Origin of the sequence: Streptomyces hygroscopicus subsp. hygroscopicus (genome assembly GCF_030269125.1) — a bacterium.
Taxonomy (GTDB): domain Bacteria; phylum Actinomycetota; class Actinomycetes; order Streptomycetales; family Streptomycetaceae; genus Streptomyces; species Streptomyces hygroscopicus_C.
The window spans coordinates 234,998-257,016 of sequence record NZ_BSSM01000011.1; the positions used below are offsets into that span (position 1 = coordinate 234,998).

Annotated in this window: 18 protein-coding genes and 2 pseudogenes; 16 read left to right on the forward strand and 4 right to left on the reverse strand. The window is 71.0% G+C overall.

Features of this window, described 5'->3' with window-relative positions; translation table 11 throughout:
* Nucleotides 1-34 precede the first annotated feature (34 nt).
* Nucleotides 35-592: pseudogene (gene ybiA / locus QSK45_RS24440) on the reverse strand (riboflavin biosynthesis intermediates N-glycosidase); the annotation flags it as partial.
* 208 nt (nucleotides 593-800) lie between these two features.
* On the opposite strand from ybiA, the gene QSK45_RS24445 reads away from it, so the two are divergent.
* The 8 genes and pseudogenes from QSK45_RS24445 to QSK45_RS38605 form a co-directional block, all read left to right on the forward strand.
* Nucleotides 801-2,336: a gamma-aminobutyraldehyde dehydrogenase gene (locus tag QSK45_RS24445; RefSeq protein ID WP_285560344.1), complete on the forward strand. Its 1,536-nt coding sequence runs from the start codon at nucleotides 801-803 to the stop codon at nucleotides 2,334-2,336.
* Between the two features lie 109 nt (nucleotides 2,337-2,445).
* On the forward strand, nucleotides 2,446-3,693 hold the full coding sequence (locus QSK45_RS24450) for a polyamine ABC transporter substrate-binding protein (protein ID WP_285560345.1): 1,248 nt from the start codon (nucleotides 2,446-2,448) through the stop codon (nucleotides 3,691-3,693).
* A gap of 8 nt (nucleotides 3,694-3,701) precedes the next feature.
* On the forward strand, nucleotides 3,702-4,847 hold the full coding sequence (locus QSK45_RS24455) for an ABC transporter ATP-binding protein (protein WP_285560500.1): 1,146 nt from the start codon (nucleotides 3,702-3,704) through the stop codon (nucleotides 4,845-4,847).
* Nucleotides 4,847-5,776, forward strand: coding sequence for an ABC transporter permease (locus QSK45_RS24460; RefSeq protein WP_285560347.1), 930 nt, complete (start codon nucleotides 4,847-4,849; stop codon nucleotides 5,774-5,776). Before QSK45_RS24455 ends, QSK45_RS24460 begins: the two co-directional genes overlap by 1 nt.
* Entirely contained in the window at nucleotides 5,777-6,577 is an 801-nt protein-coding gene (locus QSK45_RS24465) for an ABC transporter permease (protein WP_285560349.1), read from the forward strand.
* Between the two features lie 37 nt (nucleotides 6,578-6,614).
* Nucleotides 6,615-8,045 carry an NAD(P)/FAD-dependent oxidoreductase gene (locus QSK45_RS24470; RefSeq protein WP_285560351.1) on the forward strand — a complete coding sequence of 477 codons (1,431 nt, stop codon included), beginning with the start codon at nucleotides 6,615-6,617 and terminating at the stop codon, nucleotides 8,043-8,045.
* 124 nt (nucleotides 8,046-8,169) lie between these two features.
* Nucleotides 8,170-8,628: a hypothetical protein gene (locus QSK45_RS24475; RefSeq protein ID WP_285560353.1), complete on the forward strand. Its 459-nt coding sequence runs from the start codon at nucleotides 8,170-8,172 to the stop codon at nucleotides 8,626-8,628.
* Between the two features lie 181 nt (nucleotides 8,629-8,809).
* Nucleotides 8,810-8,937 (forward strand): annotated as a pseudogene (locus QSK45_RS38605) (chitinase); the annotation flags it as partial.
* A 26-nt stretch (nucleotides 8,938-8,963) separates the two neighbouring features.
* Here the strand turns inward: QSK45_RS38605 and QSK45_RS24480 are convergent.
* Both QSK45_RS24480 and gabT read right to left on the reverse strand, forming a co-directional pair.
* On the reverse strand, nucleotides 8,964-9,629 hold the full coding sequence (locus QSK45_RS24480) for a phosphatase PAP2 family protein (protein WP_490993610.1): 666 nt from the start codon (nucleotides 9,627-9,629) through the stop codon (nucleotides 8,964-8,966).
* 546 nt (nucleotides 9,630-10,175) lie between these two features.
* Complete coding sequence (gabT, locus tag QSK45_RS24490; RefSeq protein ID WP_285560355.1) at nucleotides 10,176-11,510, reverse strand: 4-aminobutyrate--2-oxoglutarate transaminase; 1,335 nt, start codon at nucleotides 11,508-11,510, stop codon at nucleotides 10,176-10,178.
* 246 nt (nucleotides 11,511-11,756) lie between these two features.
* Here gabT and QSK45_RS24495 point away from each other — a divergent pair, with 246 nt between their 5' ends.
* The 7 genes from QSK45_RS24495 to QSK45_RS24525 all read left to right on the forward strand — a co-directional run bounded on the left by QSK45_RS24495 (nucleotide 11,757) and on the right by QSK45_RS24525 (nucleotide 19,648).
* Entirely contained in the window at nucleotides 11,757-13,883 is a 2,127-nt protein-coding gene (locus QSK45_RS24495) for an ATP-binding protein (protein ID WP_285560357.1), read from the forward strand.
* 93 nt (nucleotides 13,884-13,976) lie between these two features.
* The gene (locus QSK45_RS24500) at nucleotides 13,977-15,569 is read left to right on the forward strand and encodes a PucR family transcriptional regulator (protein ID WP_285560358.1); all 1,593 of its coding nucleotides are present in this window, start codon (nucleotides 13,977-13,979) and stop codon (nucleotides 15,567-15,569) included.
* A gap of 217 nt (nucleotides 15,570-15,786) precedes the next feature.
* On the forward strand, nucleotides 15,787-17,232 hold the full coding sequence (locus QSK45_RS24505) for an aldehyde dehydrogenase family protein (protein ID WP_285560360.1): 1,446 nt from the start codon (nucleotides 15,787-15,789) through the stop codon (nucleotides 17,230-17,232).
* 246 nt (nucleotides 17,233-17,478) lie between these two features.
* Nucleotides 17,479-17,826 (forward strand): hypothetical protein, encoded by a 348-nt coding sequence (locus QSK45_RS24510; RefSeq protein WP_285560362.1) that lies wholly within the window; start codon nucleotides 17,479-17,481, stop codon nucleotides 17,824-17,826.
* A gap of 10 nt (nucleotides 17,827-17,836) precedes the next feature.
* Nucleotides 17,837-17,989, forward strand: a complete 153-nt coding sequence (locus tag QSK45_RS24515) for a hypothetical protein (protein WP_285560364.1) — start codon at nucleotides 17,837-17,839, stop codon at nucleotides 17,987-17,989.
* Between the two features lie 877 nt (nucleotides 17,990-18,866).
* Complete coding sequence (locus QSK45_RS24520) at nucleotides 18,867-19,340, forward strand: hypothetical protein (RefSeq protein WP_285560366.1); 474 nt, start codon at nucleotides 18,867-18,869, stop codon at nucleotides 19,338-19,340.
* Complete coding sequence (locus QSK45_RS24525; RefSeq protein ID WP_285560367.1) at nucleotides 19,316-19,648, forward strand: hypothetical protein; 333 nt, start codon at nucleotides 19,316-19,318, stop codon at nucleotides 19,646-19,648. The genes QSK45_RS24520 and QSK45_RS24525 overlap by 25 nt, the downstream gene beginning before the upstream one ends.
* A gap of 229 nt (nucleotides 19,649-19,877) precedes the next feature.
* Here the strand turns inward: QSK45_RS24525 and QSK45_RS24530 are convergent, their stop codons facing one another.
* On the reverse strand, nucleotides 19,878-20,396 hold the full coding sequence (locus tag QSK45_RS24530; protein WP_490993613.1) for a GNAT family N-acetyltransferase: 519 nt from the start codon (nucleotides 20,394-20,396) through the stop codon (nucleotides 19,878-19,880).
* Between QSK45_RS24530 and QSK45_RS24535 the strand changes: the two genes are divergently transcribed.
* Nucleotides 20,363-21,016 (forward strand): class I SAM-dependent methyltransferase, encoded by a 654-nt coding sequence (locus tag QSK45_RS24535; protein ID WP_285560369.1) that lies wholly within the window; start codon nucleotides 20,363-20,365, stop codon nucleotides 21,014-21,016. The two genes, QSK45_RS24530 and QSK45_RS24535, sit on opposite strands and share 34 nt — an antisense overlap.
* Nucleotides 21,017-22,019: the final 1,003 nt, after the last annotated feature.

Consider the following 22,019-nt stretch of genomic DNA (forward strand, 5'->3'; position numbering starts at 1 on the left):
ACCGCAGGACGCGGCCCGGCGGGCATCGCCGTACCTGACCCCCCGCCAGCTCCGACCGGGCGGCCATCAGCGCGAAACCCAGCAGGTTCAGCCCCCGCCAGCGCTCCGGGTCGCCCGCCGCCTCGTCGTCCGCCGTGAGGCCGATGCCCCACACCGAGTCCACCGGGCTCGCCTCGACCAGCACCCGCTCACCCGTGCCCAGCAGATACGCGCGCAGCGCCTCGTCCGCGGCGAACTTGTGGACGCTGCCCTCGACCACGATCCGGAACCGCTCCCGCTCCCATATCGCCTCGTCGAAGTCGCGGACCAGGCGCCCCGCCTTCTTGGCCTGCGCGGGATGCGCCGCGGCGAGGACGCGGCGCTCGGCCTCGGGGTCGCCGAACAGCCTGGCCTTGGCCGCCATCATCCAGTGCTCCGCCGTCGCGTACCGGATGCCCCCGACCACGAAGGGCGAGGGCCACCACTGGCTCAGACAGCTCGCGCCGATACTGCCGTCCGGCCGCGGCCGGTGGCCCCAGAAGTGCAGATATTTGATCCGGGACCCCGCCCGGACCTCGTTGACCAGGGATTCCAGGCCATTGATCGTCCCCATGCACGCGAGTCTGGCACGCACCACTGACACTCCGTCCGGCTTTTCCATGCCCGACTCGACACCTGGTCGACAGATTCCGTCGCGTAACCAAAAGGCAACAACGGAATCACTTGTTGGAGGCTAATGGCTCTGTCAGGATCGGCACTCAAATCGAGCTGGAGCTACGCCACCCGCCCCTGGAACGGGGCGATCGGCGGAGGAGAGCGACATGCACAACCCGGGCACCGCCACCCAGGAACGATTTCCCGCAGCGGACCGTTTCGCGGACGGCGCGCAGTTCATCGCAGGCCGTTCGGCCAAGGGCACCTCGGGGCGCACCCACGCCGTGGTCGACCCGGCCACCGGCGCCGAGGTGTACACCTACGAGCTGGCCGGCGCCGACGACGTCGACGCGGCCGTCGCGGCAGCGCGCGAGGCGTTCCCCGGCTGGGCCTCGGCCACCCCGGGCGAGCGCTCGGACGCCCTGCACCGCTTCGCCGCCGTGCTCGCCGACCGCGCCGAGGACCTCGCCCGCGCGGAGTCGCTCCAGTGCGGCAAACCGCTCAAGCTCACCCGTGAGTTCGATGTCCCCGGGACCATCGACAACACCGCCTTCTTCGCGGGCGCCGCACGGCATCTGCAAGGGCAGGCCGCCGGCGAGTACTCCGGCGACCACACGTCGTACGTCCGGCGCGAGCCGATCGGTGTCGTCGGGTCGATCGCGCCCTGGAACTACCCGCTCCAGATGGCCGCGTGGAAGGTGCTCCCGGCGATCGCCGCGGGCAACACCATCGTGCTGAAGCCCGCCGAGCTGACCCCGCTGACCTCGCTCCTGTTCGCCGAGGCCGCGACCGCCGCGGGCATCCCGGACGGCGTGATCAACATCGTCACCGGCGCCGGCAAGGAGGCCGGTGAGCACCTGGTCGGGCACCCCGACGTCGCCATGACCTCGTTCACCGGGTCCACCGGCGTCGGCAAGCGCGTCGCCGAGGTCGCCACCTCGACCGTCAAGCGGCTCCACCTGGAGCTGGGCGGCAAGGCCCCGTTCGTCGTGTTCGACGACGCCGACCTGGACGCCGCCGTCAACGGGGCCGTGGCCGGCGCGCTCATCAACACCGGCCAGGACTGCACCGCCGCCACCCGCGCCTATGTCCAACGGCCGCTGTACGAGGCGTTCGTGGAGCGCACCGCCGCCCTGATGGAGACCGTGCGGCTCGGCGACCCGTTCGCCCCCGGCACCGACCTCGGGCCGCTCATCTCGCACGCGCAGCGCGACCGCGTCGCCGGCTTCGTGGACCGCGCCCGCTCCTACGCCCGCGTGGTCACCGGCGGCGAGGCCCCTGGCGGCGACCTGGCAGGCGGCGCCTACTACCGGCCCACCCTCATCGCCGACGCCGCCCAGGACAGCGAGATCGTCCAGTCGGAGATCTTCGGTCCCGTCCTCGTCGTCCTCCCCTTCGACACCGACGACGAGGGCATCCGGCTCGCCAACGACACTCCTTACGGCCTCGCCGCCTCCGCCTGGAGCGGCAGCGTCTACCGGGCCAACCGCGCCACCCGCGACATCAAGGCGGGCTGCGTCTGGATCAACGATCACATCCCGATCATCAGCGAGATGCCGCACGGCGGCTACAAGGCCTCCGGCTTCGGCAAGGACATGTCCGTGTACTCCTTCGAGGAGTACACGCAGGTCAAGCACGTAATGTTCGACAACACGGCGGCGGTCCGCAAGGACTGGCACCGCACGATCTTCGGGGCCCGGTAGGAACCGCCCCCCGGCCGCGGAACCCCCACCCGCGGTCCGTTTCCCACCGGGCACGACGCCCCGGCCCTCGACCGGGCATCCCCTCCCCTCCCGAAAGGCCATGACGCGCATGGAGAGTTACGAGCCCGACCGCCTGACGCCGGTTGAAACGGCCGCCCTACGCCGCAGTCACCGAGACGGCAGGGCAGCGCTGACCCGTCGTTCGCTGCTGCGCGCCTCCGCCGGGGGCGCGCTCGCGATCGGCGGCCTCGGAACGCTGAGCGCCTGCGGCATCCCCGCCGCGAACAAGACCCAGGGCGGCGTGTCGGCCGACGACCACTCGGCCACGGAGAAGGTCGTGAACTTCTCCAACTGGCCCGAGTACATCGACGTCGACGACAAAGGCAAACGCCACCCCACTCTCGACGCGTTCGGCAAACGGACCGGCATCCGGGTCAAGTACACCGAGGACATCAACGACAACGACGAGTTCTTCGGCAAGATCCAGCCGGAACTCGCCGCGGGCCAGGACACCGGCCGCGACCTGATCGTCCTGACCGACTGGCTGGCCGCCCGCATGATCCGGCTCGGCTACGTCCAGAAGCTGGACCCGGCCAACCTGCCGCACGCCTTCGCCAACCTCTCGGACCAGTTCCGCGCCCCCGACTGGGATCCCGGCCGCGCCTACTCCTACCCCTGGCAGGGCATTTCCACGGTCATCGCCTTCAACAAGAAGGCCCTCGACGGCGTCGAGGTGAAGTCGGTCTCCGACCTCCTGGACAACCCCAAGCTCAAGGGGCGTGTCGGCTTCCTGACGGAGATGCGCGACAGCATCGGCATGACCCTGCTCGACCTCGGCAAGGACCCCGCCAAGGTCACCGCCGACGACTACGACGCGGCCATCGCCCGGCTCCAGAAGGGCGTCGACAAGGGCCAGATCCGCCGGTTCACCGGCAACGACTACACCTCCGACCTGGCCAAGGGCGACCTCGCCGCCTGTGTCGCCTGGGGCGGTGACATCGTCCAGCTCCAGGCGGACAACCCGGACATCGGCTACGTCATCCCGGACAGCGGCTACATGACGTCGACCGACAACCTGCTGATCCCCAACAAGGCGCGCCACAAGACGAACGCGGAACGGCTCATCGACTACTACTACGAGCCCGAGCCCGCGGCCGAACTCGCCGCCTACATCAACTATGTGAGCCCCGTCGCGGGAGTGGCCCCCTACCTGGCCAAGATCGACAAGTCGGCGGCGAGCAACCCGCTGATCCTCCCCGACAAGGCCATGCAGGCGAGGTCCCACGCCTTCCGCGCGCTGACGCAGAAGGAAGAGACCGCCTACCAGCAGAAGTTCTCCAAGCTCACAGGGGCGTGACGACCACGATGACGACAGACAACAGCGGCGACGTCCGCCTCTCCGGTATCGGCAAGACCTACGGCGCCTTCACCGCCGTGCACCCGCTGGACCTGACCGTGCCCCAGGGCTCCTTCTTCGCGCTGCTCGGCGCCTCCGGCTGCGGCAAGACCACCACGCTGCGCATGATCGCCGGCCTGGAGGAGCCGACCTGCGGCACCGTGCACCTCGGCGACCAGAACGTCACCCACCTGCCGCCGTACAAGAGGCCCGTGAACACGGTCTTCCAGTCCTACGCCCTCTTCCCGCACCTCGACATCTTCGAGAACGTCGCCTTCGGTCTGCGCCGGCGCGGCATCAAGAGCGTCAAGAAGCAGGTCGAGGAGATGCTGGACCTGGTCCAGCTCGGCGAGCAGGCCCGCAAGAAGCCGCACCAGCTCTCCGGCGGCCAGCAGCAGCGCGTCGCCGTGGCCCGCGCGCTGATCAACCACCCCAAGGTGCTGCTGCTCGACGAGCCGCTCGGCGCCCTCGACCTCAAGCTGCGCCGCCAGATGCAGCTGGAGCTCAAGCGCATCCAGACCGAGGTCGGCATCACCTTCATCCACGTCACGCACGACCAGGAGGAGGCCATGACCATGGCCGACACGGTCGCCGTGATGAACGGCGGCCGCGTCGAGCAACTCGGCTCGCCCACCGATCTGTACGAGAACCCGGGGACCACCTTCGTCGCCAACTTCCTCGGCACCTCCAACCTGATCGAGGCCGAGATCGACGCCAGGAGCGGCGACGACATCGTGCTCAAGGCCGGCGGCGACAAGCTGGTGCTGCCCGCCGCGCGATGCAGCGCGCCCACTCCGGCCGGCGGCAGGGTGCTGGTCGGCATACGCCCCGAGAAGATCTCGCTCGCCCACGCCGACGACGCGGGCGCCGTACCCGAGGGCCGCAACCGCCTCACGGGCAGGATCGTCGACGCCAGTTTCATCGGCGTCTCCACGCAGTACGTCGTCGAAAGCCGGGCCTGCGCCGAACTCTCGGTCTACGTCCAGAACGTCGAGCGGGACGCCCGCCTGGTCCCCGGCGCCGATGTCGTCCTCCACTGGAGCCCGGCGCACACCTTCGGCCTGGACGCGGCCCAGGACATCGACGCGGGCACCGAGGAAGAGGTAGCCGCCTGATGTCGACACTCACCGAGGCGCCCCCGCCGCTCGCCCCCGCCGAACCGGCGGCCGAACCCCCGCGCAGGCGCGGCCGGTTCACCCCTTACTGGCTGCTGCTGCCCGGCATCCTGTGGCTGGTCGTCTTCTTCGCGCTGCCCCTGGTGTACCAGGCCTCCACGTCCGTGCAGACGGGCTCCCTGGAGCAGGGCTACAAGGTCACCTGGCACTTCGCGACCTACTGGGACGCGCTGTCCGAGTACTGGCCGCAGTTCGTGCGCTCCCTGTGCTACGCGGCCGGCGCCACCGTGCTGTGCCTGCTGCTCGGCTATCCGCTGGCCTACCTGATCGCCTTCCGCGCGGGCCGCTGGCGCAACCTGATCATGATCCTGGTGATCGCGCCGTTCTTCACCAGCTTCCTGATCCGCACCCTGGCCTGGAAGACGATCCTCGCCGACAACGGCGTCGTGGTGCACACGCTGGGCTCGCTGCACATCCTCGATCTCACCAACTGGCTCGGCTGGACGGCCGGCGACCGGGTGCTGGCCACCCCGCTCGCGGTGGTGTGCGGGCTGACGTACAACTTCCTGCCGTTCATGATCCTGCCGCTGTACACCTCGCTGGAGCGGATCGACGGACGGCTGCACGAGGCGGCCGGCGATCTGTACGCCAAGCCGTGGACCACCTTCCGCAAGGTGACCTTCCCGCTGTCGATGCCGGGCGTGGTCTCCGGAACGCTGCTGACCTTCATCCCGGCGGCCGGTGACTACGTCAACTCCGAACTCCTCGGCTCGACCGACACCCGGATGATCGGCAACGTGATCCAGACGCAGTTCCTGCGGATCCTGGACTATCCGACGGCGGCGGCCCTCTCCTTCATCCTCATGGCCGCGATCCTGGCCATGGTGACGATCTACATCCGCCGGTCCGGGACGGAGGACCTGGTCTAAATGCCCGTCGTCAACTGGCTCAAGCGCCATCTCGTCGTCATCGCGGGAGTCCTCACCCTCGCGTATCTGCTGCTGCCGAACGTCATCGTCACCGTGTTCTCCTTCAACAAGCCGAAGGGGCGCTTCAACTACCAGTGGCAGCAGTTCTCGCTGGACGCCTGGAAGCAGCCGTGCGGCGTCGCCGACATGTGCAACTCGCTGTCGATCAGCCTCCAGATCGCCGTCTGGGCGACCCTGGGCGCCACCGTTCTCGGCACGATGATCTCCTTCGCGCTGGTCCGCTACCGCTTCCGCGCCCGCGGCGCCATCAACTCGCTGATCTTCCTGCCGATGGCGATGCCCGAGGTCGTCATGGCCGCCTCGCTGCTCACCCTGTTCCTCAACATGGGCGCGCAGCTCGGCTTCTGGACGATCCTGATCGCCCACGTCATGTTCTGTCTCAGCTTCGTCGTCACCGCGGTCAAGGCCCGAGTGATGTCGATGGACCCGCGGCTGGAGGAGGCCGCCCGGGACCTGTACGCCGGGCCCGTGCAGACCTTCCTGCGGGTCACCCTGCCGATCGCGGCACCCGGAATCGCCGCGGGCGCGCTGCTGTCCTTCGCGCTGTCCTTCGACGATTTCATCATCACCAATTTCAACGCCGGCTCGACCGTCACCTTCCCCATGTTCGTGTGGGGCTCGGCGCAGCGCGGAACGCCCGTTCAGATCAACGTGATCGGTACGGCCATGTTCCTTCTCGCCGTGGTGCTGGTCCTGGTGTCGATGCTGATCAACAATCGCCGTAACAGTCAAAAGGCGTAAAGCCGAAAAACGCAAAGCTCTGTAGGGAGTTGAAATCATGGCCCCAAGCGCCATGAGTCGTGGCCGAGACAACTGGATCGCCTCTCTCTCCGAAGCCCAGCCGGTCCCGTACTGGCTGGAAGACCCCGGCAAGCCGGGGCCCGAGCCCGCCCTCACCGGGGCCGAGACCTGCGACCTGCTGGTCGTCGGCGGTGGCTACAGCGGGCTGTGGACCGCGCTCAACGCCAAGGAGCGCGATCCGCGGCGGGATGTGGTCCTGCTGGAGGGCCGCGAGGTGGGCTGGGCCGCCTCCGGCCGCAACGGCGGCTTCTGCGCCGCCTCCCTCACCCACGGCCTGCCCAACGGGCTGACCCGCTGGCCCGACGAGATCCACGAGCTGGAGAGGCTGGGCCGGCGCAACCTGGACGAGATCGAGGCGGCCGTCGCCCGGCACGGCATCGACTGCGAGTTCGAGCGCACCGGCGAGATCGACGTGGCCACCGAGACCTACCAGGCCCGGGAGCTGCGCGACTGGCACCGGGAACTCCAGGAGCAGGGCCTCGCCGACGGGATCGACTTCCTGGACGAGGAGGCCGTGCGCGCCCAGGTGAACTCGCCGACCTTCAAGGCGGGCCTGTGGGACCACCAGGGAGTGGCCATGCTGCACCCGGCGAAGCTCGCCTGGGGCCTGAAGCAGGCGTGCCTCCGGCTCGGCGTGCGGGTGTACGAGCACACGCCCGCGCTCACCCTCAAGCAGTACGGCGCCGGGATGGCCGTCCGCACCCCGTACGGCGCCGTGCGCGCCCGCAAGGTCGCGCTCGGCACCAACATCTTCCCGAGCCTGCTGCGCCGCGTGCGCTCGTACACCGTCCCGGTCTACGACTACGCGCTGATGACCGAGCCCCTCGGCGAAGAGCGACTCGCGGAGATCGGCTGGCGGGGCCGGCAGGGGCTCGGCGACAGCGCCAACCAGTTCCACTACTTCCGGCTGTCCGCCGACAACCGGATCCTGTGGGGCGGTTACGACGCGGTCCACCACTACGGCGGCCGGGTCCGCGCGGAGTACGACGACCGCCCCGAGACCTACGCCAAGCTCGCGGGGCACTTCTTCACCTGCTTCCCGCAGCTGGAGGGCGTCCGCTTCACCCACGCCTGGGGCGGCGCGATCGACACCTGCTCCCGCTTCTCGGCGTTCTTCGGCACCGCCCACCAGGACAAGGTGGCGTACGCGGCGGGCTTCACCGGCCTCGGCGTCGGCGCCACCCGCTTCGGCGCGGACGTGATGCTCGACCTGCTGGACGGGGAGCGCACCGAGCGCACCGAGCTGGAGATGGTGCGCAAGCGGCCGCTGCCCTTCCCGCCCGAGCCGTTCGCCTGGACCGGCATCGCGCTCACCAAGTGGTCGCTGGCCCGTGCGGACGCCCACGGCGGACGCCGGAACCTGTGGCTGCGCACGATGGACAAGCTGGGCCTGGGTTTCGACAGCTAGTTCGCGTGACCCAGGTCACTTCGCCGGGGTCGTGGAACCCGCGTAACGCTCCCGGACGGCCTCCCTCTCTCCTGCCGAGGCGACGCGACCGCGTCGCCCGGCGAGGAGAGCGGGAGGCCCTTCGATGAGCGGGACGAAGACGGCGGTGGAGTGGCTGGCGTCCGTGGCGCCGGACCCCGAGGGCTGCCGCCGGGACTGGGAACGCAGTCCGCACGGGGTCGCGCTGCTGCCCGCGGGGCGGGCCTGGGACGTGCTGATCCTGCCGGGCCGGCTGGGCCGTCCGACGCTGGGGGTGCTGACCCGTGTGCTCGGCCGGCCCGGCCCGGTGCTCGCCGACTTCGGCGACAACCGGGTCGGGTTCCTCGTGCCGCCGGGCACCGCGGACCGCTGGCTCGGCACCGGCATCCGCACCGCGGGCGCCGGCACCTGGATCGTCGTACCGCATCCGGGCCGGGCGGCCCGGGGGATGCGGTGGCTGGTGCCGCCGGACGGCTCGGGCACGCTGACCGACGCGGCACTGCTGGAACTCGCGATGCACGAGGCGGCGGCGCGCCTGGTGCTGGGGCCGTGGGAGGAGGGGTAGCGCCGATGCCCTGCCGCCGTGATCGCTCCGGGCCCGACGGGGTGCCGCTCCGGCCTCCGCCCCGCCGTGGTGCGGAGGTCTTCGTGGACGGCGCCGGATCCCTGCGCGCCCTTGAGGGCCCTTCAGGCCATTCAGCCACTGAGTCACCGAAGTCACCGAAGGGCCGAGTATGGCTTCCCTGTTCGTGCTCACCACGGCGCCGCAGACCTTCTTCGTGCCGAGCGGCCACCAGTACCTCGGCGCCGCCGGGCGAGGCGGCCAGGACCCGCGCCGCGGCGCCCACCTCCGGTGGTCCATGCCCCGCGCGACGGCCCACGGTCCGATGACCCGGTCGATCAACGGGGACCGCTCTGGGAACGGGGAGTTCCAGAGGACGTTCGACGGCTGCTTCGGCCGAACCCGGGCAGTGCGCTGAGCGCGGTCAGCAGGACCGCGCCGAGACACCAACTGGCCAGCACGTCCAGGGGCCAGTGGTAGCCGTGCCGGACCAGGCCGTAGGACACGCCGAGGACCAGGGCCGCGCAGAGCGCGAGGGCGGTGCGCCGGGCGGCGGGGGAGCGGAGCCAGGGCAGCACGAGGAGGGTCGCGGAGCCGTAGGCGACGGCGGCCGTCGCCGTGTGCCCGGAGGGGAAGTAGCCGACGGCCGGGGGCATCACGGGGGTCCCCGGCCGGGCGGTCCAGTCCTTCAACGGGACCACCAGCGCCGGGAGCAGCGCCATCAGGACGGCGGCCGCGACCGGCGGCAGCCACCAGCGGGCGTCCCCGGCGCCGCGGCCGCGCCACAGGGCGTGGGCGACGGCGAGGGCGAGAACCGGGACGGCGACCCGGATGTCGCCCAGGTCGGAGAGGACCTGCGAGAACTCGTCCGGGTGGACGAGGTCCCGGCTGAGGCGGGCGTCCGCGCGCAGCAGCGGGCCGTGGCCGACGACCTGCCAGGTCAGCAGGAGGAAGAGGACGGCCGGTACGCAGAGGAGGAGGGCGCGGCGGGCGGGTTTCGACACGGGTGCCAGCTTGGCAGGCGGGTGCCGCGGGGGACGTACCGGGGCCGCGTCGGGCCGCTCACGGGGGACGCCGAGGGAAGGTCCGGGGATCGCGTCCGGAGGACGTCCGGGACCCGTTCGCCAGGGCGCTCGCGGTGCGGGTGTTGTCCGGGTGCCCGGGGTCCGGGTGCTCGTGGGCCGGCGTCCGCGGGAAGCTCGTCGGCCGGAGTCCGGAGGGAGGAGGTCGGCCGCCCCGGAACGGGGGGGTGGTCACGGGGCGGCCGTCCGGACCGGAACGTCGCACGCCCCGGGGGGTTTGGGGCGGCGACCGTCCGATCGGTGAGGAGATCCCGGCGTCAGGCGCCGGTTCTGTGCGCGAAGGCACGACCAGGTCGAAGCTGGGGAGGCCCCGGCCTGAGGTCGTCCACGGTCCCCCGTGGACGGGGTGTATCTCTCATCTGAGAAGAACCTACGGCAGGCCGGGGCGCTTGGGCAGACGGATTCCCGTCCCGTCATGCACCCCGCACACCTTCTTCACACGGCCTGCCGCAGCCGGCTCCCGGTGCCTCAGATGCGGGCCAGCGCCTGCTCGACGACGTCGAGACCCTCGTTGAGCAGGTCCTCGCCGATGACCAGCGGGGGCAGGAAGCGGACCACGTTGCCGTAGGTGCCGCAGGTCAGGATGAGCACGCCCTCGGCGTGGCAGGCCTTGGCCAGCGCGGCGGTGGCCTCGGGGTTCGGCTCCTTGGTGGTGCGGTCCTTGACCAGCTCGATGGCGATCATCGCGCCGCGGCCACGCACATCGCCGATGACGTCGAACTTCTCGGCCATGGCGGCGAGGCGGCCCTTCATGACCTCCTCGATGCGCTTGGCCTTGCCGTTGAGGTCCAGCTCCTTCATGGTCTCGATGGCGCCGATCGCGGCGGCGCAGGCGACGGGGTTGCCGCCGTACGTACCACCGAGGCCACCGGCGTGCGCGGCGTCCATGATCTCGGCGCGGCCGGTCACGGCGGCGAGCGGGAGACCGCCGGCGATGCCCTTGGCGGTGGTGATCAGGTCCGGGACGATGCCCTCGTCCTCGCAGGCGAACCACTGGCCGGTCCGGCAGAAACCGGACTGGATCTCGTCCGCGACGAACACGATCCCGTTGTCGGCGGCGAACTGGCGGATGGCCGGCAGGAAGCCCTTGGCCGGCTCGATGAAGCCGCCCTCGCCGAGGACCGGCTCGATGATGATCGCGGCGACGTTGTCCGGGCCGACCTGCTTGGTGATCTGCTCGATGGCCTGCTGGGCGGCCTCGGCGCCGGCGTTCTCCGGGCCGGTCGGCCAGCGGTAGCCGTAGGCGACCGGGACACGGTAGACCTCGGGCGCGAACGGGCCGAAGCCGTGCTTGTACGGCATGTTCTTCGCCGTCAGCGCCATGGTGAGGTTGGTGCGCCCGTGGTACCCGTGGTCGAACACGACCACGGCCTGCCGCTTGGTGTAGGCACGCGCGATCTTGACGGCGTTCTCGACGGCCTCGGCCCCGGAGTTGAAGAGCGCGGACTTCTTGGCGTGGTCACCCGGCGTCAGCTCGGCCAGCGCCTCGGCGACGGCCACGTAGCCCTCGTACGGGGTGACCATGAAACAGGTGTGGGTGAAGTCCGCGAGCTGGGCGGAGGCGCGGCGGACGACGGCCTCGGCGGAGGCGCCGACGCTGGTCACGGCGATGCCGGAGCCGAAGTCGATCAGGCTGTTGCCGTCCACGTCCTCGATGACACCGCCGCCGGCGCGCGTGACGAAGACCGGCAGCGTGGAGCCCACGCCCTGGGCGACCACGGCGGTACGGCGGGACTGCAGCTCCTGCGACTTCGGGCCGGGGATGGCGGTGACGACGCGGCGCTCCTGCGGAAGTGCGGTCATGCGGGGCTCCTGGGGTATTACGGACGCTTGCCTTCTTTTCTCGCAGGCTAGGACGGCTACGGGGAGGTGGGCATGCTCCATGTGGGCGTTGTCCGGGGCCGCGGTTGTCCGCGGTGGCCATAGCGAGCGTACGGCCAGGAGGGGCCCGCGGGACCCGCTCCGGCGCCGTAACCGCCGAACTCCCCTCCGCAGGCACTAAATTACTCGCTGACGGTGGACGGAACGGCTGGTCAGGGGGCAGGGCGGATGCAGAGCGACGAAACCCACAACACACCCAAAACCCACCCGGGCCAGGTCCCCCGCCCAACCCGCCCCCCAGAGGCCCCGGCGGTACCACCTAGGCCGACGACACCACCTGGCGCCCCGCCGCGGCCCGACGGCACGGGCTTCCTGACCTGGCTGCGCACGCCTCGCCCCGAAGCCGCGCCCGGGGTGTGGCGCTTCGGGCACCGGAGCCGCCCCCGCCAGGAGCCCGAGCGGACCCCGGGGCACCAGCTCATCGGCGGCGCGCTGATCGCGTTCCTCGTCGGCTGGCTGGTGTGGTCCCTGCTGTCGCACGGCTACCTCGGCAGCTGGTGGGTGCTGCCGGTACGTCTGCTCGTCCCTGACTCCTGGCAGAACAGTGACAGCGCGATCGCACAGGCCCTCCTCTGGGACGGCTACTCCGTCCTCGTCGTCCTCCTCATCCTGATCGTCGTCGGCCGTCTCGGCCGGTGGGCCGAGGTCTGGCGCCGGTACGGTCCGCCCGCCTGGCGGTCCACGGTGCCCGTGACCGAGCGCCCACCCACCCCCGACCAGGACCCCGCCGAGTTCCCCCACCTGAGGGCCGCCGGGGCGCAGGAGGCGGCGGAGCGGTTGGCGCGGGAGGCGAAGGCGGGGTTGATGCGGGATGTGGATCACGCACGGATCAGCCGGGCCTGGCACGGGGTGCGGTCGGGGCGGCACAGCCTGGCCACCTTCACCGGCGCCGTGCTGAAGGACGGCTCAGCCGCCTGTGCACACCCCTCCGGCCAACGCGACCTTCCGGTGCGGCAGGCGAGGCACGACCTGGTCACCGGCCAGGTCCGGCTCGGCACCACCGCGGACGACCCCCGCAACCCCTATCAGTACCGGGGCGTCGGCCTGGGGCTCGACACCGACCTGCTCGGCACCTCCCTGCTGGCCGTAGGCCCGGCGGGCTCGGGCAAGACCGGCACCCTGGTCCGGCCGCTCGCCGAGTCCCTGTGCCTGCACGCCCTCGCCGGCCGCGCGTCGGTCGTGGTGGTCGGCGCGGCCGGGGCCGGCCTCGGACCCGCGGAGTCGTACGACGTCGTGATCAGTATCGGCCGACCGGAGTCCGCGTACGATCTCGATCTGTACGGCGGCACGACCGACCCCGACGAGGCCGCCGTCATACTGGCCGAGGCACTCGTCGGAGACCTGGCCGACCCGCACCCGGGCAGCGACAGCCGCCGTTCCACCACCGTCCTCGCCCAGTTGCTCGGCCCCTTCCGCGCCGTCCACGGCCGCTTCCCCTCCGTGCCCGAACTGCGCGGGCTCCTCGACGGCGGACCCGGCCCGCTGAACGCCCTCCGCAAGGCGCTTATGGGCACCAGCCATGAGTCTCTGCTGCGCGAACTGGACGCCAGGGAGCGGCAGATGTCCCACCCCGGCGATGTCGGCAGTGTGCTCGCCGACCGGATCGCCCTGCTCGACCGGCCCGCCTTCGCCGCCTTCTTCGACACCTCCGGGCACACCCGGCCGTTCTCGCTCAAGGCGCTCGACCATCCGGTCCGGGTCCGCATAGACCTGCCCCAGCGGGGCCACGCCGACGCCTCCCGGATCCTGGCGCGGCTGGTGCTCGCCCAGTTCACGGCCGCCGTGGCGGTACGGGAGGACCGGTCGCTGTTCGCCTGTCTGATCCTCGACGACGCCACCGGTGTCGTCACCCCGGAGGCGGTGCGCGGCATCCAGCGGCTGCGGTCGGCGAACGCCGGCGCCGTGCTCACCCTGCGCACCCTGGACGACGTGCCCCGACCGCTGCGTGGCCCGCTGCTCGGCACCGTCGGCTGCCGGATGGCGCTGTCCGGACTCACCCCCTGGGACGGACAGGACTTCGCCGAGGTGTGGGGCAAGGAGTGGACGGAGACCCGGGACGTCACCGATCGGCAGATCATCGCCGAGACCCCGGCCGGCAAGGCCGTGCACATGGTGCGCCGGGTCATCACCGGGAAGGCGCCCACCGCCCGTGCCGTCACCGTCCGCCAAGTGGAACGCGAACGCTGGTCCGCCTCCGAGTTGGCGCACGCGGTGCCGGCCGGGCACGCCGTGTTGTCGTTGACCAGTGTGCGGGGGGAGCACGCGCCGCCGTTGCTGGTGGATCTGAGGGCGTGAAGGGGCCAGCGGGCGATCGTACGGTGAGGCAGAATTGAGGCAGGCCGTTGGTACGTGGCGGCCAAGACAGATCTTCGTCACCGTGAAGGCCACATGCCCCCGACGCTCGCCTCGCTCGTCCACCACTCGGCGCTGAAGCTGACCGTCCGCGCCGGTGAGGGCCGCCTCGACGTGCCCGTGCGCTGGGCGCACGTCAGCGAGCTGGCCGACCCCGTGCCGTACATGGAGGGCGGCGAGCTGCTCCTGATCACCGCGCTCAAGCTGGACGCGGAGGACCCGGAGGCCATGCGGCGGTACGTGCGTCGGCTCGAAGGCGCCGGCGTCGTCGGCCTCGGGTTCGCCGTCGGGGTCAACTACGAGGAGATCCCCAAGGCCCTCGTCGACGCCTGCGAAGAAGCGGCGCTGCCGCTGCTCGAGGTCCCCCGCCGCACCCCCTTCCTCGCCATCAGCAAGGCCGTCTCCGCCGCCATCGCGGCCGACCAGTACCGCGCCGTCACCGCCGGCTTCGCCGCCCAGCGCGAGCTGACCAAGCAGGCCCTGAACTCCGGTCCAGAGGGCCTGCTCACCGCGCTCGCCGCCCAGGTCGACGGATGGGCCGCGCTGTACGACGCCTCGGGCACCGTCGTCGCCGCGGCCCCCGAGTGGGCCGGCCGCCGCGCCGCCCGGCTCACCGCCGACGTGGAGCGGCTCAGGGAGCGGCCCGCCCCCGCCTCCTCCGTCGTCGGCGGCCCCGAGCACGAGGACCGCGTCGAACTGCACTCCCTCGGCACCGGCCGCCGCCCCCGCGCCGCCCTCGCCGTCGGCACCGCCGCCGCCCTAGGCACCGCCGAGCGGTACGCCGTGCATTCCGCCATCGCCCTGCTCACCCTCACCACCGAGCGCTCCCGCTCCCTGCACGCCGCCGAACAGCGCATCGGCACCGCCGTCCTGCGCATGCTGCTCGCCGGCGAGCCCGACCACGCCCGCGCCGTCGCCGGCGACCTGTACGGCGGGCTGCTGGACGCGCCGTTCCGGATGATCGTCGCCGAGTCGGTCCCCGGACCACGCGGAGCGGCCACCGGCGACCGGCTCGGCACCCTCACGGAGACCGTCGAGGCCGCCGCCGCCCGCTCCGGCGAGGCCCTACTGGTGGTGCCCGAGGGCGAGCGACTGGTCGTGCTGGCCGCGGACGGCGGTGCCGCGGTCGCGGCCTGCGTCGGCTGGGCGGCCGAGCTGGAGGCGGCGCGGGCGCTGCCCGAGCACCCGGTCGCCGAGGACGACGAAATCGTCGTGGGACTGTCCGCGCCGGCCGGGCCGATCGCCGCCGCGGCCGCCTACAAGCAGGCCGAGCAGTCGCTGTCGGTGGCCCGGCGCCGTGGGCGGGTGCTGGTCGAGCACGAGCAGCTGGCCGCCGGGTCCGTACTCCCGCTGCTCGCCGACGACGCGGTGAAGGCGTTCGCCGACGGGCTGCTGCGGGCCCTGTACGAGCACGACGCCACCGGCCGGGGCGACCTGGTCGCCTCGCTGCGCGCCTGGCTCTCCCGGCACGGGCAGTGGGACGCCGCCGCCGCCGACCTGGGCGTGCACCGACACACGCTGCGTTACCGGATGCGCCGGGTCGAGGAGATCCTTGGGCGTTCGCTGGACGACGCGGACGTCCGCATGGAGCTGTGGCTCGCGTTGAAGGCCACCTCCTCCGACCAGTAGTCCGACCAGTAGTCCGACCAGTAGTCCGACCAGTAGTCCGACCAGTAGTCCGGGCGGCGGGCGAGGCGGGAGTCCGACGGCGAGGTAGTAGTCCAATCAGTAGTGCCCGGGGCGGCTACTGCTACGGCACGGACAAGCGCTCCCCGGCCCTCGCCGCCCTACCGTGGAGCACGAAAGCCAAGGACGCCCCCAAACGCGGAAAGGCCGGGAATCGCACATGACTTCCACCCATGCCTTCTGGCTCGCCGGCCGCCAGGCCACCGGCGACGAGACCCTCGACGTCACCTCGTCGTGGGACGGCCGGCTCGTCGGCACCGTCAGCGTGCCGACCGACGCCCAGGTCGAGGAGGCCGTGGCTGCCGCGTACGCCGCCCGGGACGAGTTCGCCGCCACCCCGGCGCACGTGCGGGCCGCCGCCCTCGACCACGTGGCCAAGCGCCTGATCGAGCGCACCGAGGAGATCGGTCGGCTGATCTCCGCCGAGAACGGCAAGCCCATCAAGTGGGCCCGCGGCGAGGTCGGCCGCGCCGCCTCGGTGTTCCGCTGGGCCGCGGAGGAGGCCCGCCGGTTCAACGGCGGCGAGGCCCAGCGTCTCGACACCGACGGCGGCGGCGAGGGCCGCCTCGCGCTCGTCCGCCGCTTCCCGCGGGGCGTCGTGCTCGGCATCGCGCCGTTCAACTTCCCGCTGAACCTGTGCGCCCACAAGGTCGCCCCGGCGATCGCGGCCGGCGCCCCGATCATCCTCAAGCCGGCCCCGGCCACCCCGCTGTCCGGCCTCGTCATCGGCGAGCTGCTCGCCGAGACCGACCTGCCGGCCGGCTCCTGGTCGATCCTGCCGGTCGCCAACGACAAGATGCCCGCCCTCGTCCAGGACGAGCGCCTGCCGGTCATCTCGTTCACCGGTTCCGAGAAGGTCGGCTACGCGATCATGGACTCGGTGCCGCGCAAGCACTGCACGCTGGAGCTGGGCGGCAACGGTGCGGCCGTCGTCCTCGGCGACTTCGCCTCCGACGCCGACCTGGACTGGGCCGCGAACCGCATCGCGACCTTCTCCAACTACCAGGCCGGCCAGTCCTGCATCTCCGTGCAGCGGGTGATCGCGGACGCGTCCGTGTACGACCGGCTGCTGCCGCGCATCGTGGCCGCCGTCGAGGCCCAGGTCACCGGCGACCCGAACGACGACAAGACCGATGTCGGCCCGCTGGTCAGCGAGGACGCCGCCAAGCGCGTGGAGTCCTGGGTCAAGGAGGCCGTCGAGGCCGGTGCCGCGCTGCTCACCGGTGGCGACCGCGACGGCGCCTCGTACGCGCCGACCGTGCTCACCGACCTGCCGGCGGACGTCACCCTCGCCCGCGAGGAGGTCTTCGGACCGGTCCTCAGCGTGCAGAAGGTGGACGGCGAGGCCGAGGCGTTCGCCGCGGTCAACGACTCCAAGTACGGCCTCCAGGCGGGCGTGTTCACCCACGACCTCCAGGCCGCCTTCCGCGCCCACCGCGCCCTCGAGGTCGGCGGCGTCGTGATCGGCGACGTCCCGTCCTACCGCGCCGACCAGATGCCCTACGGCGGTGCCAAGCAGTCCGGCGTCGGCCGCGAGGGCGTCCGCTCCGCGATGGAGGACTACACCTACGAGCGCGTCCTGGTCCTGACCGGCCTCGCGCTCTGACCCACCGGGACCCGTCCGGCGGAACCGGTCCGCCGGACAGGTCCGACAGAGCTGATCTGCCGCGGCGCGATCCCCTGGGACCCGGCCTGCCACGGACAGGTCGGAACGGAACGGTCGCAGCCCACTGTGCGGGGGCTGCGGCCGTTTCCGTGTCCAGCCGTGTCACCTGCGGAAACGGCCGAAATGCGGTCGCCGTCCACAGACTTGCGGGAACACCACGGGAACACAGGGCTACTGTTCCGACCCATGGCGAGCGTCGTTCCACGCAAGAACAAGGCCGGGGACATCCTCAGCTACCAGGTGAAGTGGAGGGCTGGCGGCCGACGTACCGGAGGCTGGCAGCACGAGCGTTTCGACGGCGATGAGGACGGCAAAGATGCGGCCGACCTGTTCAAGCAAGCCGTCGATGAGGCCGGCCAGAACTGGCCCCCGGGCTGGGTGAAGGGCCAGGGCTACATCGACCCGTCGGTCGGCAACGAGTTGCGCTACCGGTTCGACAACTGGGCCCGGGAATGCATCACGAATCGCACCGCGAGCAAGCGCTACAAGGACCAGCGGCTACGCGCGATCGAGGTCTACCTCAACCCGACCTGAGCAGGACCTGGTGCGGCTCCGTGAGGACACGGGCAAGGAACTGGACGCGCTCAGGGCGGAGCTGGAGGCGCTCAAAGCGCGGCGCTGGCCACTGGGCGTACTCGGCGCGGTCGCCGGCGTCGTCGGCACCCTCACCGCGGTGGTGTCCCTGTTCGTGCACTGACCGCTCCCGGCGCGGCCCGTACCGAGTCGGGTATCGCAGCCCTGTCCACGCCTGCGCTGCACCCAAGGCGGACGCCCGCCCCTTGCTCTGTGTCCGGTAGGGGGCGGGCGTCTTTGTGCCATGGGGTCCAGCAGGGGGAGCAGGACGCCGCCCGGCAGTCGTAGGCCCCCGGCTGGGAGGCAGTGTCAGTGCCCGCTCCTATGGTGAGGGTGTCCACGCTGCCGATGCGCTCGGACGCATGTGAAGCGCCCCGTCCCGGCGTGGAAAACCGGGGCGGGGCGCACCCATCTTCGGGCGGCGGTGGTCCAGCAGTGGGCTTCCCGGGGGCAGGTGTCGGCCCACTGCTCCAGCAGCCGCTGGTACTCCTTCGTCCGGGCCTTGTCGGCAGGACGGGACATGAGGCGCCGGATCGCGTCGTTGATAGCGTCTGCGGACATGCGGGCGCGCCCGCAGCACGGGGAGAGCGTGGGCATACCGCCACGTTAGGGGCCAGGTCTGACACTCGCCACGACCTGGTGATGTTCTATTCTTCGTTCGACCGGTGGCGGTCGTCCTGCTACCGAGAACGAGGACACAATGAGCGACGTGACCAGTCCCCCGCCCCCGGTGACGGAGCCGGACCCCTCGACCGCGCGAGCGCCCGGCCTGGCCGGCCCGTGCGCCGGATGCCAGCGGACTGCCCAAAAGTATGGCGCCGGTGGGCGCCCGCTGTGCCAGTGGTGCATGGACCCGGTGGTCGCGCGGTACGGCAGCACCGTCCGCTACGTGAGCGCCCGGTAGGAGCTGCGCGGCGCTTGCCAAGTCCCTCGCGCGGCCTCGGCAGCATCGACCGGATTTGTCATCGTTCTCGCGGAAGAGTCGATGATGTGATCCCGGCATGAGGAAGATCGAAATAGTCGTAGCAGCGTTATCAGCCGTGGCCTCCCTGTCGGCGGGGTCTGTCGCTTCTGCGGCTCCCGCGGCCGTACAGCCGCATCCCTGGGACCGCCGCATCAAGTGCCGGGCTAAGGACCCCCAGGGTCGGAAGATCGTCACCCGGTACGGGAACGCCGATTTCGGCTGGCAGCACTTCACCGGCCGCCACAACATCAAGAAGTGCGGAACGATCGCGGCCGTCGTCAAGGAACACCCCGAGACCGACGACCATCACGGACGCCTCACGTACGGCGGGGTAGCGTTCGAGACCGGCGTACCTCGGCCCAGGATGGTGAAAATCGTGGTCATCGTTCAGTACTCACGCAAGACTAAAGACGGAAAATACGACGCCGGTAGCGGGCAGACCATCGGCGTCATCAACGCGTTCTGCAAGAACCAGCCGGGGAACAAGTGCCCGGCCTGGGCGAAGCTGTGACGGCTCCGGGCCAGGGCGGCCACCAAGCGGTCTTCGAAGATCTGCCCGGGATCGTCCGCGCCCTTGTCGCCGACCACACGCCCGACCTCCCTGTCTTCAAGGGGCTGGTGATCACCGGCAGGGACCGCATGCGGCTGTACCTCACGGCACCCGATGGAAGTCTCACCTACGGCGCCGACGTGATCATCAGCCACACCGGCCCCGGTCTGCTCGGCGGAATCACAGCCGGCTACCTCGAAAACGAGTATGACCAGAAGCCGACCGACGATCCCCTGTGCGATGTGGTCGTAGACCTGACCCGCTACTGAACGGTCAGCAGGGCGCGCACACCGAGAGTGCGGGCGGCCCCCCGCGTTCCCGGAGGGCCGCCCGCTGCGCAGGGGTCCAGGCGTCGCCCTGCGAGGGTTTGCGGGCCCCCCGGGACCGGGCCATGTAGGTGTCCCCCAGCGGAGTGGTGCAGGATGTCGGGACACGGTGAGGAGCAGTGTGCCAGTGGTGCATGGGCCCCGTGGTGGCTCGATACGGCAGCTCCGTCCGCTACGTGAGCGCCCGGTAAGGCTTCGGTAGCTCCCGCACCATGCATTCGTACAGCGGGGCGTCCTTCCACGGGTGGGAGGTGCCGATCATCCGGTACCCCCACGCCAGGTAGGCGTTCCTGGCGGGGTCCGCTTCCGGTTCCGGCCGGACGGTGAGGGTGACCCGTTCCGCGTCTACGCCGTCCAGGAGCTGGGTATGCAGACCGGCTGCGATACCGCGGCGGCGCCACGCTTTGCGCACGGCCAGTTCGATGATCGCGAAGGACCGGTGGCCGTCCTCCCGTATGTACTCCTCGGGAAGTGTGACGTCCTGGAGGTTGTGCCACCAGCGGGTTTCCGGCAGTAGGAAGTAGCCGTACGTGAAGCCGACCGTCTCGTGCCCGTCTTGGGCGATGACAAGGCGCATGGCCGGGCGGCGGGTGTGCACCTGGTAGTGGTCGATGAACTCGGCGACGTCGCGCGGGCCTTCGCAGTAGGGCGAGCACCGTGGCGTGGGACACGTACGCGCGGCAGCGGCCAGAGCGCAGGCCGGTGAACGCGGCCGGTGAGCGGACCTGGTTCAACTGGACGCAGTACCCGGACCACGGTCCCGGCGCTGAAGTGTTGGGTGTCCGGCCGGGGCAGAGGGTGCTCGACCTCGGCTGCGGCAAGGGCGGGAACCTCGCGCACCTCGCGGCCCTCGGCGCCCGCGCGGTCGGCGTCGACGTCTCCCCGGCCCAGCTCAGCGCCGCGCGTGAGCGCTGGTCGGATGCTGGTCTGGTGCTGTACCGGCGGGAGGCGCTGGAGTTCCTTACCGCGGACGCCGGCGCGGACTTCGATGCCGTGTACTCGGTATTCGGTGCCGTCTGGTTCACCGATCCGGTTCGGCTGCTGCCCGCGATCCGGGCCCGGCTGCGGCCGGGCGGCGTGCTTGCTTTCTCGCAGCGTCCGCCGGTCGAGGGCTGCTACGGCTGCCAGGCGTCGTACATCAACCGGTCCGAGAACGAAGACCCGCTCGTCGTCCGACGCTGGGACTACGAACTCGATGAATGGCGCGGCCTGCTGACCGGCGTCGGGTTCCATGGTGTGAGGGCGCAGGTCATTCCGGCGCCGCCGGGGCCACGGAAGATCGGCACGGTTCTGGTGCGCGCGGTGGCCTAGCTGAGCGCGGCGCGCAGCACTGCCTGGTGTCGGTCGCCGGGTCGGCGGCGCGGAGGATGTCCGTCGCCTGGCGGGATCAGGTCCTCGCAGGCGTCGGGCGGCGCTGCGTCCAGTGCTGCGCGCACCCAGGTGAGAACCTCGTCTGCCTCTACGGGCGGCGGGGTCTCCCAGGGCAGCGGCAGGACCAGTCCGCCCTCACGACCTCGGTGGACCGTAGGCCGACGAGCCCACTGAACCTGACCGGACCGCCATGGTGGCCCTCGCCACGATCACGCCGGATGCCCGGAAGGCGTTGGAACAGCGCCTCGATGACCTGGTGGACCGCGTCCTGCCCGAGCCGCAGAGCTGAGGGCCAGGCCTCTGGGAGATGAGAGACCGGGCCCGGTGCTGCGCTGGGGGTTGGCCGACCATGGCCGGGCTAGCGTCTATCGGGCCACTGGCCTATGCCGCAGGCACGTGTCACTCTTTCGAGTGACTCTTGGCTGGGGGGTCGTCTCCGCCTGGGCAACAGCCTGGTCAATGTGGCCTGTCCACAGTTAAGTTACATGTGCGCTTCAGGTTTACGCCGCTGCGCGATGAACAGACTGCCGCGCCTTGCGCGGTGATGCGGTACCCCTCGTCCATACTCCGCAAGTTGGCAGGTGGGCCGTGGGTGGGCCCGGCGGCGATACGTGCTGCCGGGCCTACTGCTTTATACGGTTCTGAGCAGCTTCGGTACCTGGGTGAGATGGCTTTCGGCCATCGTGGTCTGCCAGCCCCCGGGCCCCGGAAATCGCTGGCCCCGAGGGTGTGTTCCCACGGGAACACCAAGCTGCTCTGGACAGGTCTGGGGCGGGCTGGGATTGGCCGGTACGGGCTGGGGCGGGAAGTGTCAGTGCAGGTCAAGAGAAAAGTCCAGGTCAACGTGGGTGTGGCGGGCCCACTGTGCGGGGGCTGCGGCCGTTTCCGTGTCCAGCCGTGTCACCTGCGGACACGGCCGGAACGAGAACGTGCCGGCCGCCGG

Bases quoted from the DNA above. Each gene is read 5' to 3' on its own strand.
- QSK45_RS24445 (WP_285560344.1), top strand. From the start codon at position 801: ATGCACAACCCGGGCACCGCCACCCAGGAACGATTTCCCGCAGCGGAC.
- QSK45_RS24450 (WP_285560345.1), top strand. From the start codon at position 2,446: ATGGAGAGTTACGAGCCCGACCGCCTGACGCCGGTTGAAACGGCCGCC.
- QSK45_RS24455 (WP_285560500.1), top strand. From the start codon at position 3,702: ATGACGACAGACAACAGCGGCGACGTCCGCCTCTCCGGTATCGGCAAG.
- QSK45_RS24460 (WP_285560347.1), top strand. From the start codon at position 4,847: ATGTCGACACTCACCGAGGCGCCCCCGCCGCTCGCCCCCGCCGAACCG.
- QSK45_RS24465 (WP_285560349.1), top strand. From the start codon at position 5,777: ATGCCCGTCGTCAACTGGCTCAAGCGCCATCTCGTCGTCATCGCGGGA.
- QSK45_RS24470 (WP_285560351.1), top strand. From the start codon at position 6,615: ATGGCCCCAAGCGCCATGAGTCGTGGCCGAGACAACTGGATCGCCTCT.
- QSK45_RS24475 (WP_285560353.1), top strand. From the start codon at position 8,170: ATGAGCGGGACGAAGACGGCGGTGGAGTGGCTGGCGTCCGTGGCGCCG.
- gabT (WP_285560355.1), bottom strand. From the start codon at position 11,510: ATGACCGCACTTCCGCAGGAGCGCCGCGTCGTCACCGCCATCCCCGGC.
- QSK45_RS24495 (WP_285560357.1), top strand. From the start codon at position 11,757: ATGCAGAGCGACGAAACCCACAACACACCCAAAACCCACCCGGGCCAG.
- QSK45_RS24500 (WP_285560358.1), top strand. From the start codon at position 13,977: ATGCCCCCGACGCTCGCCTCGCTCGTCCACCACTCGGCGCTGAAGCTG.
- QSK45_RS24505 (WP_285560360.1), top strand. From the start codon at position 15,787: ATGACTTCCACCCATGCCTTCTGGCTCGCCGGCCGCCAGGCCACCGGC.
- QSK45_RS24510 (WP_285560362.1), top strand. From the start codon at position 17,479: ATGGCGAGCGTCGTTCCACGCAAGAACAAGGCCGGGGACATCCTCAGC.
- QSK45_RS24520 (WP_285560366.1), top strand. From the start codon at position 18,867: ATGAGGAAGATCGAAATAGTCGTAGCAGCGTTATCAGCCGTGGCCTCC.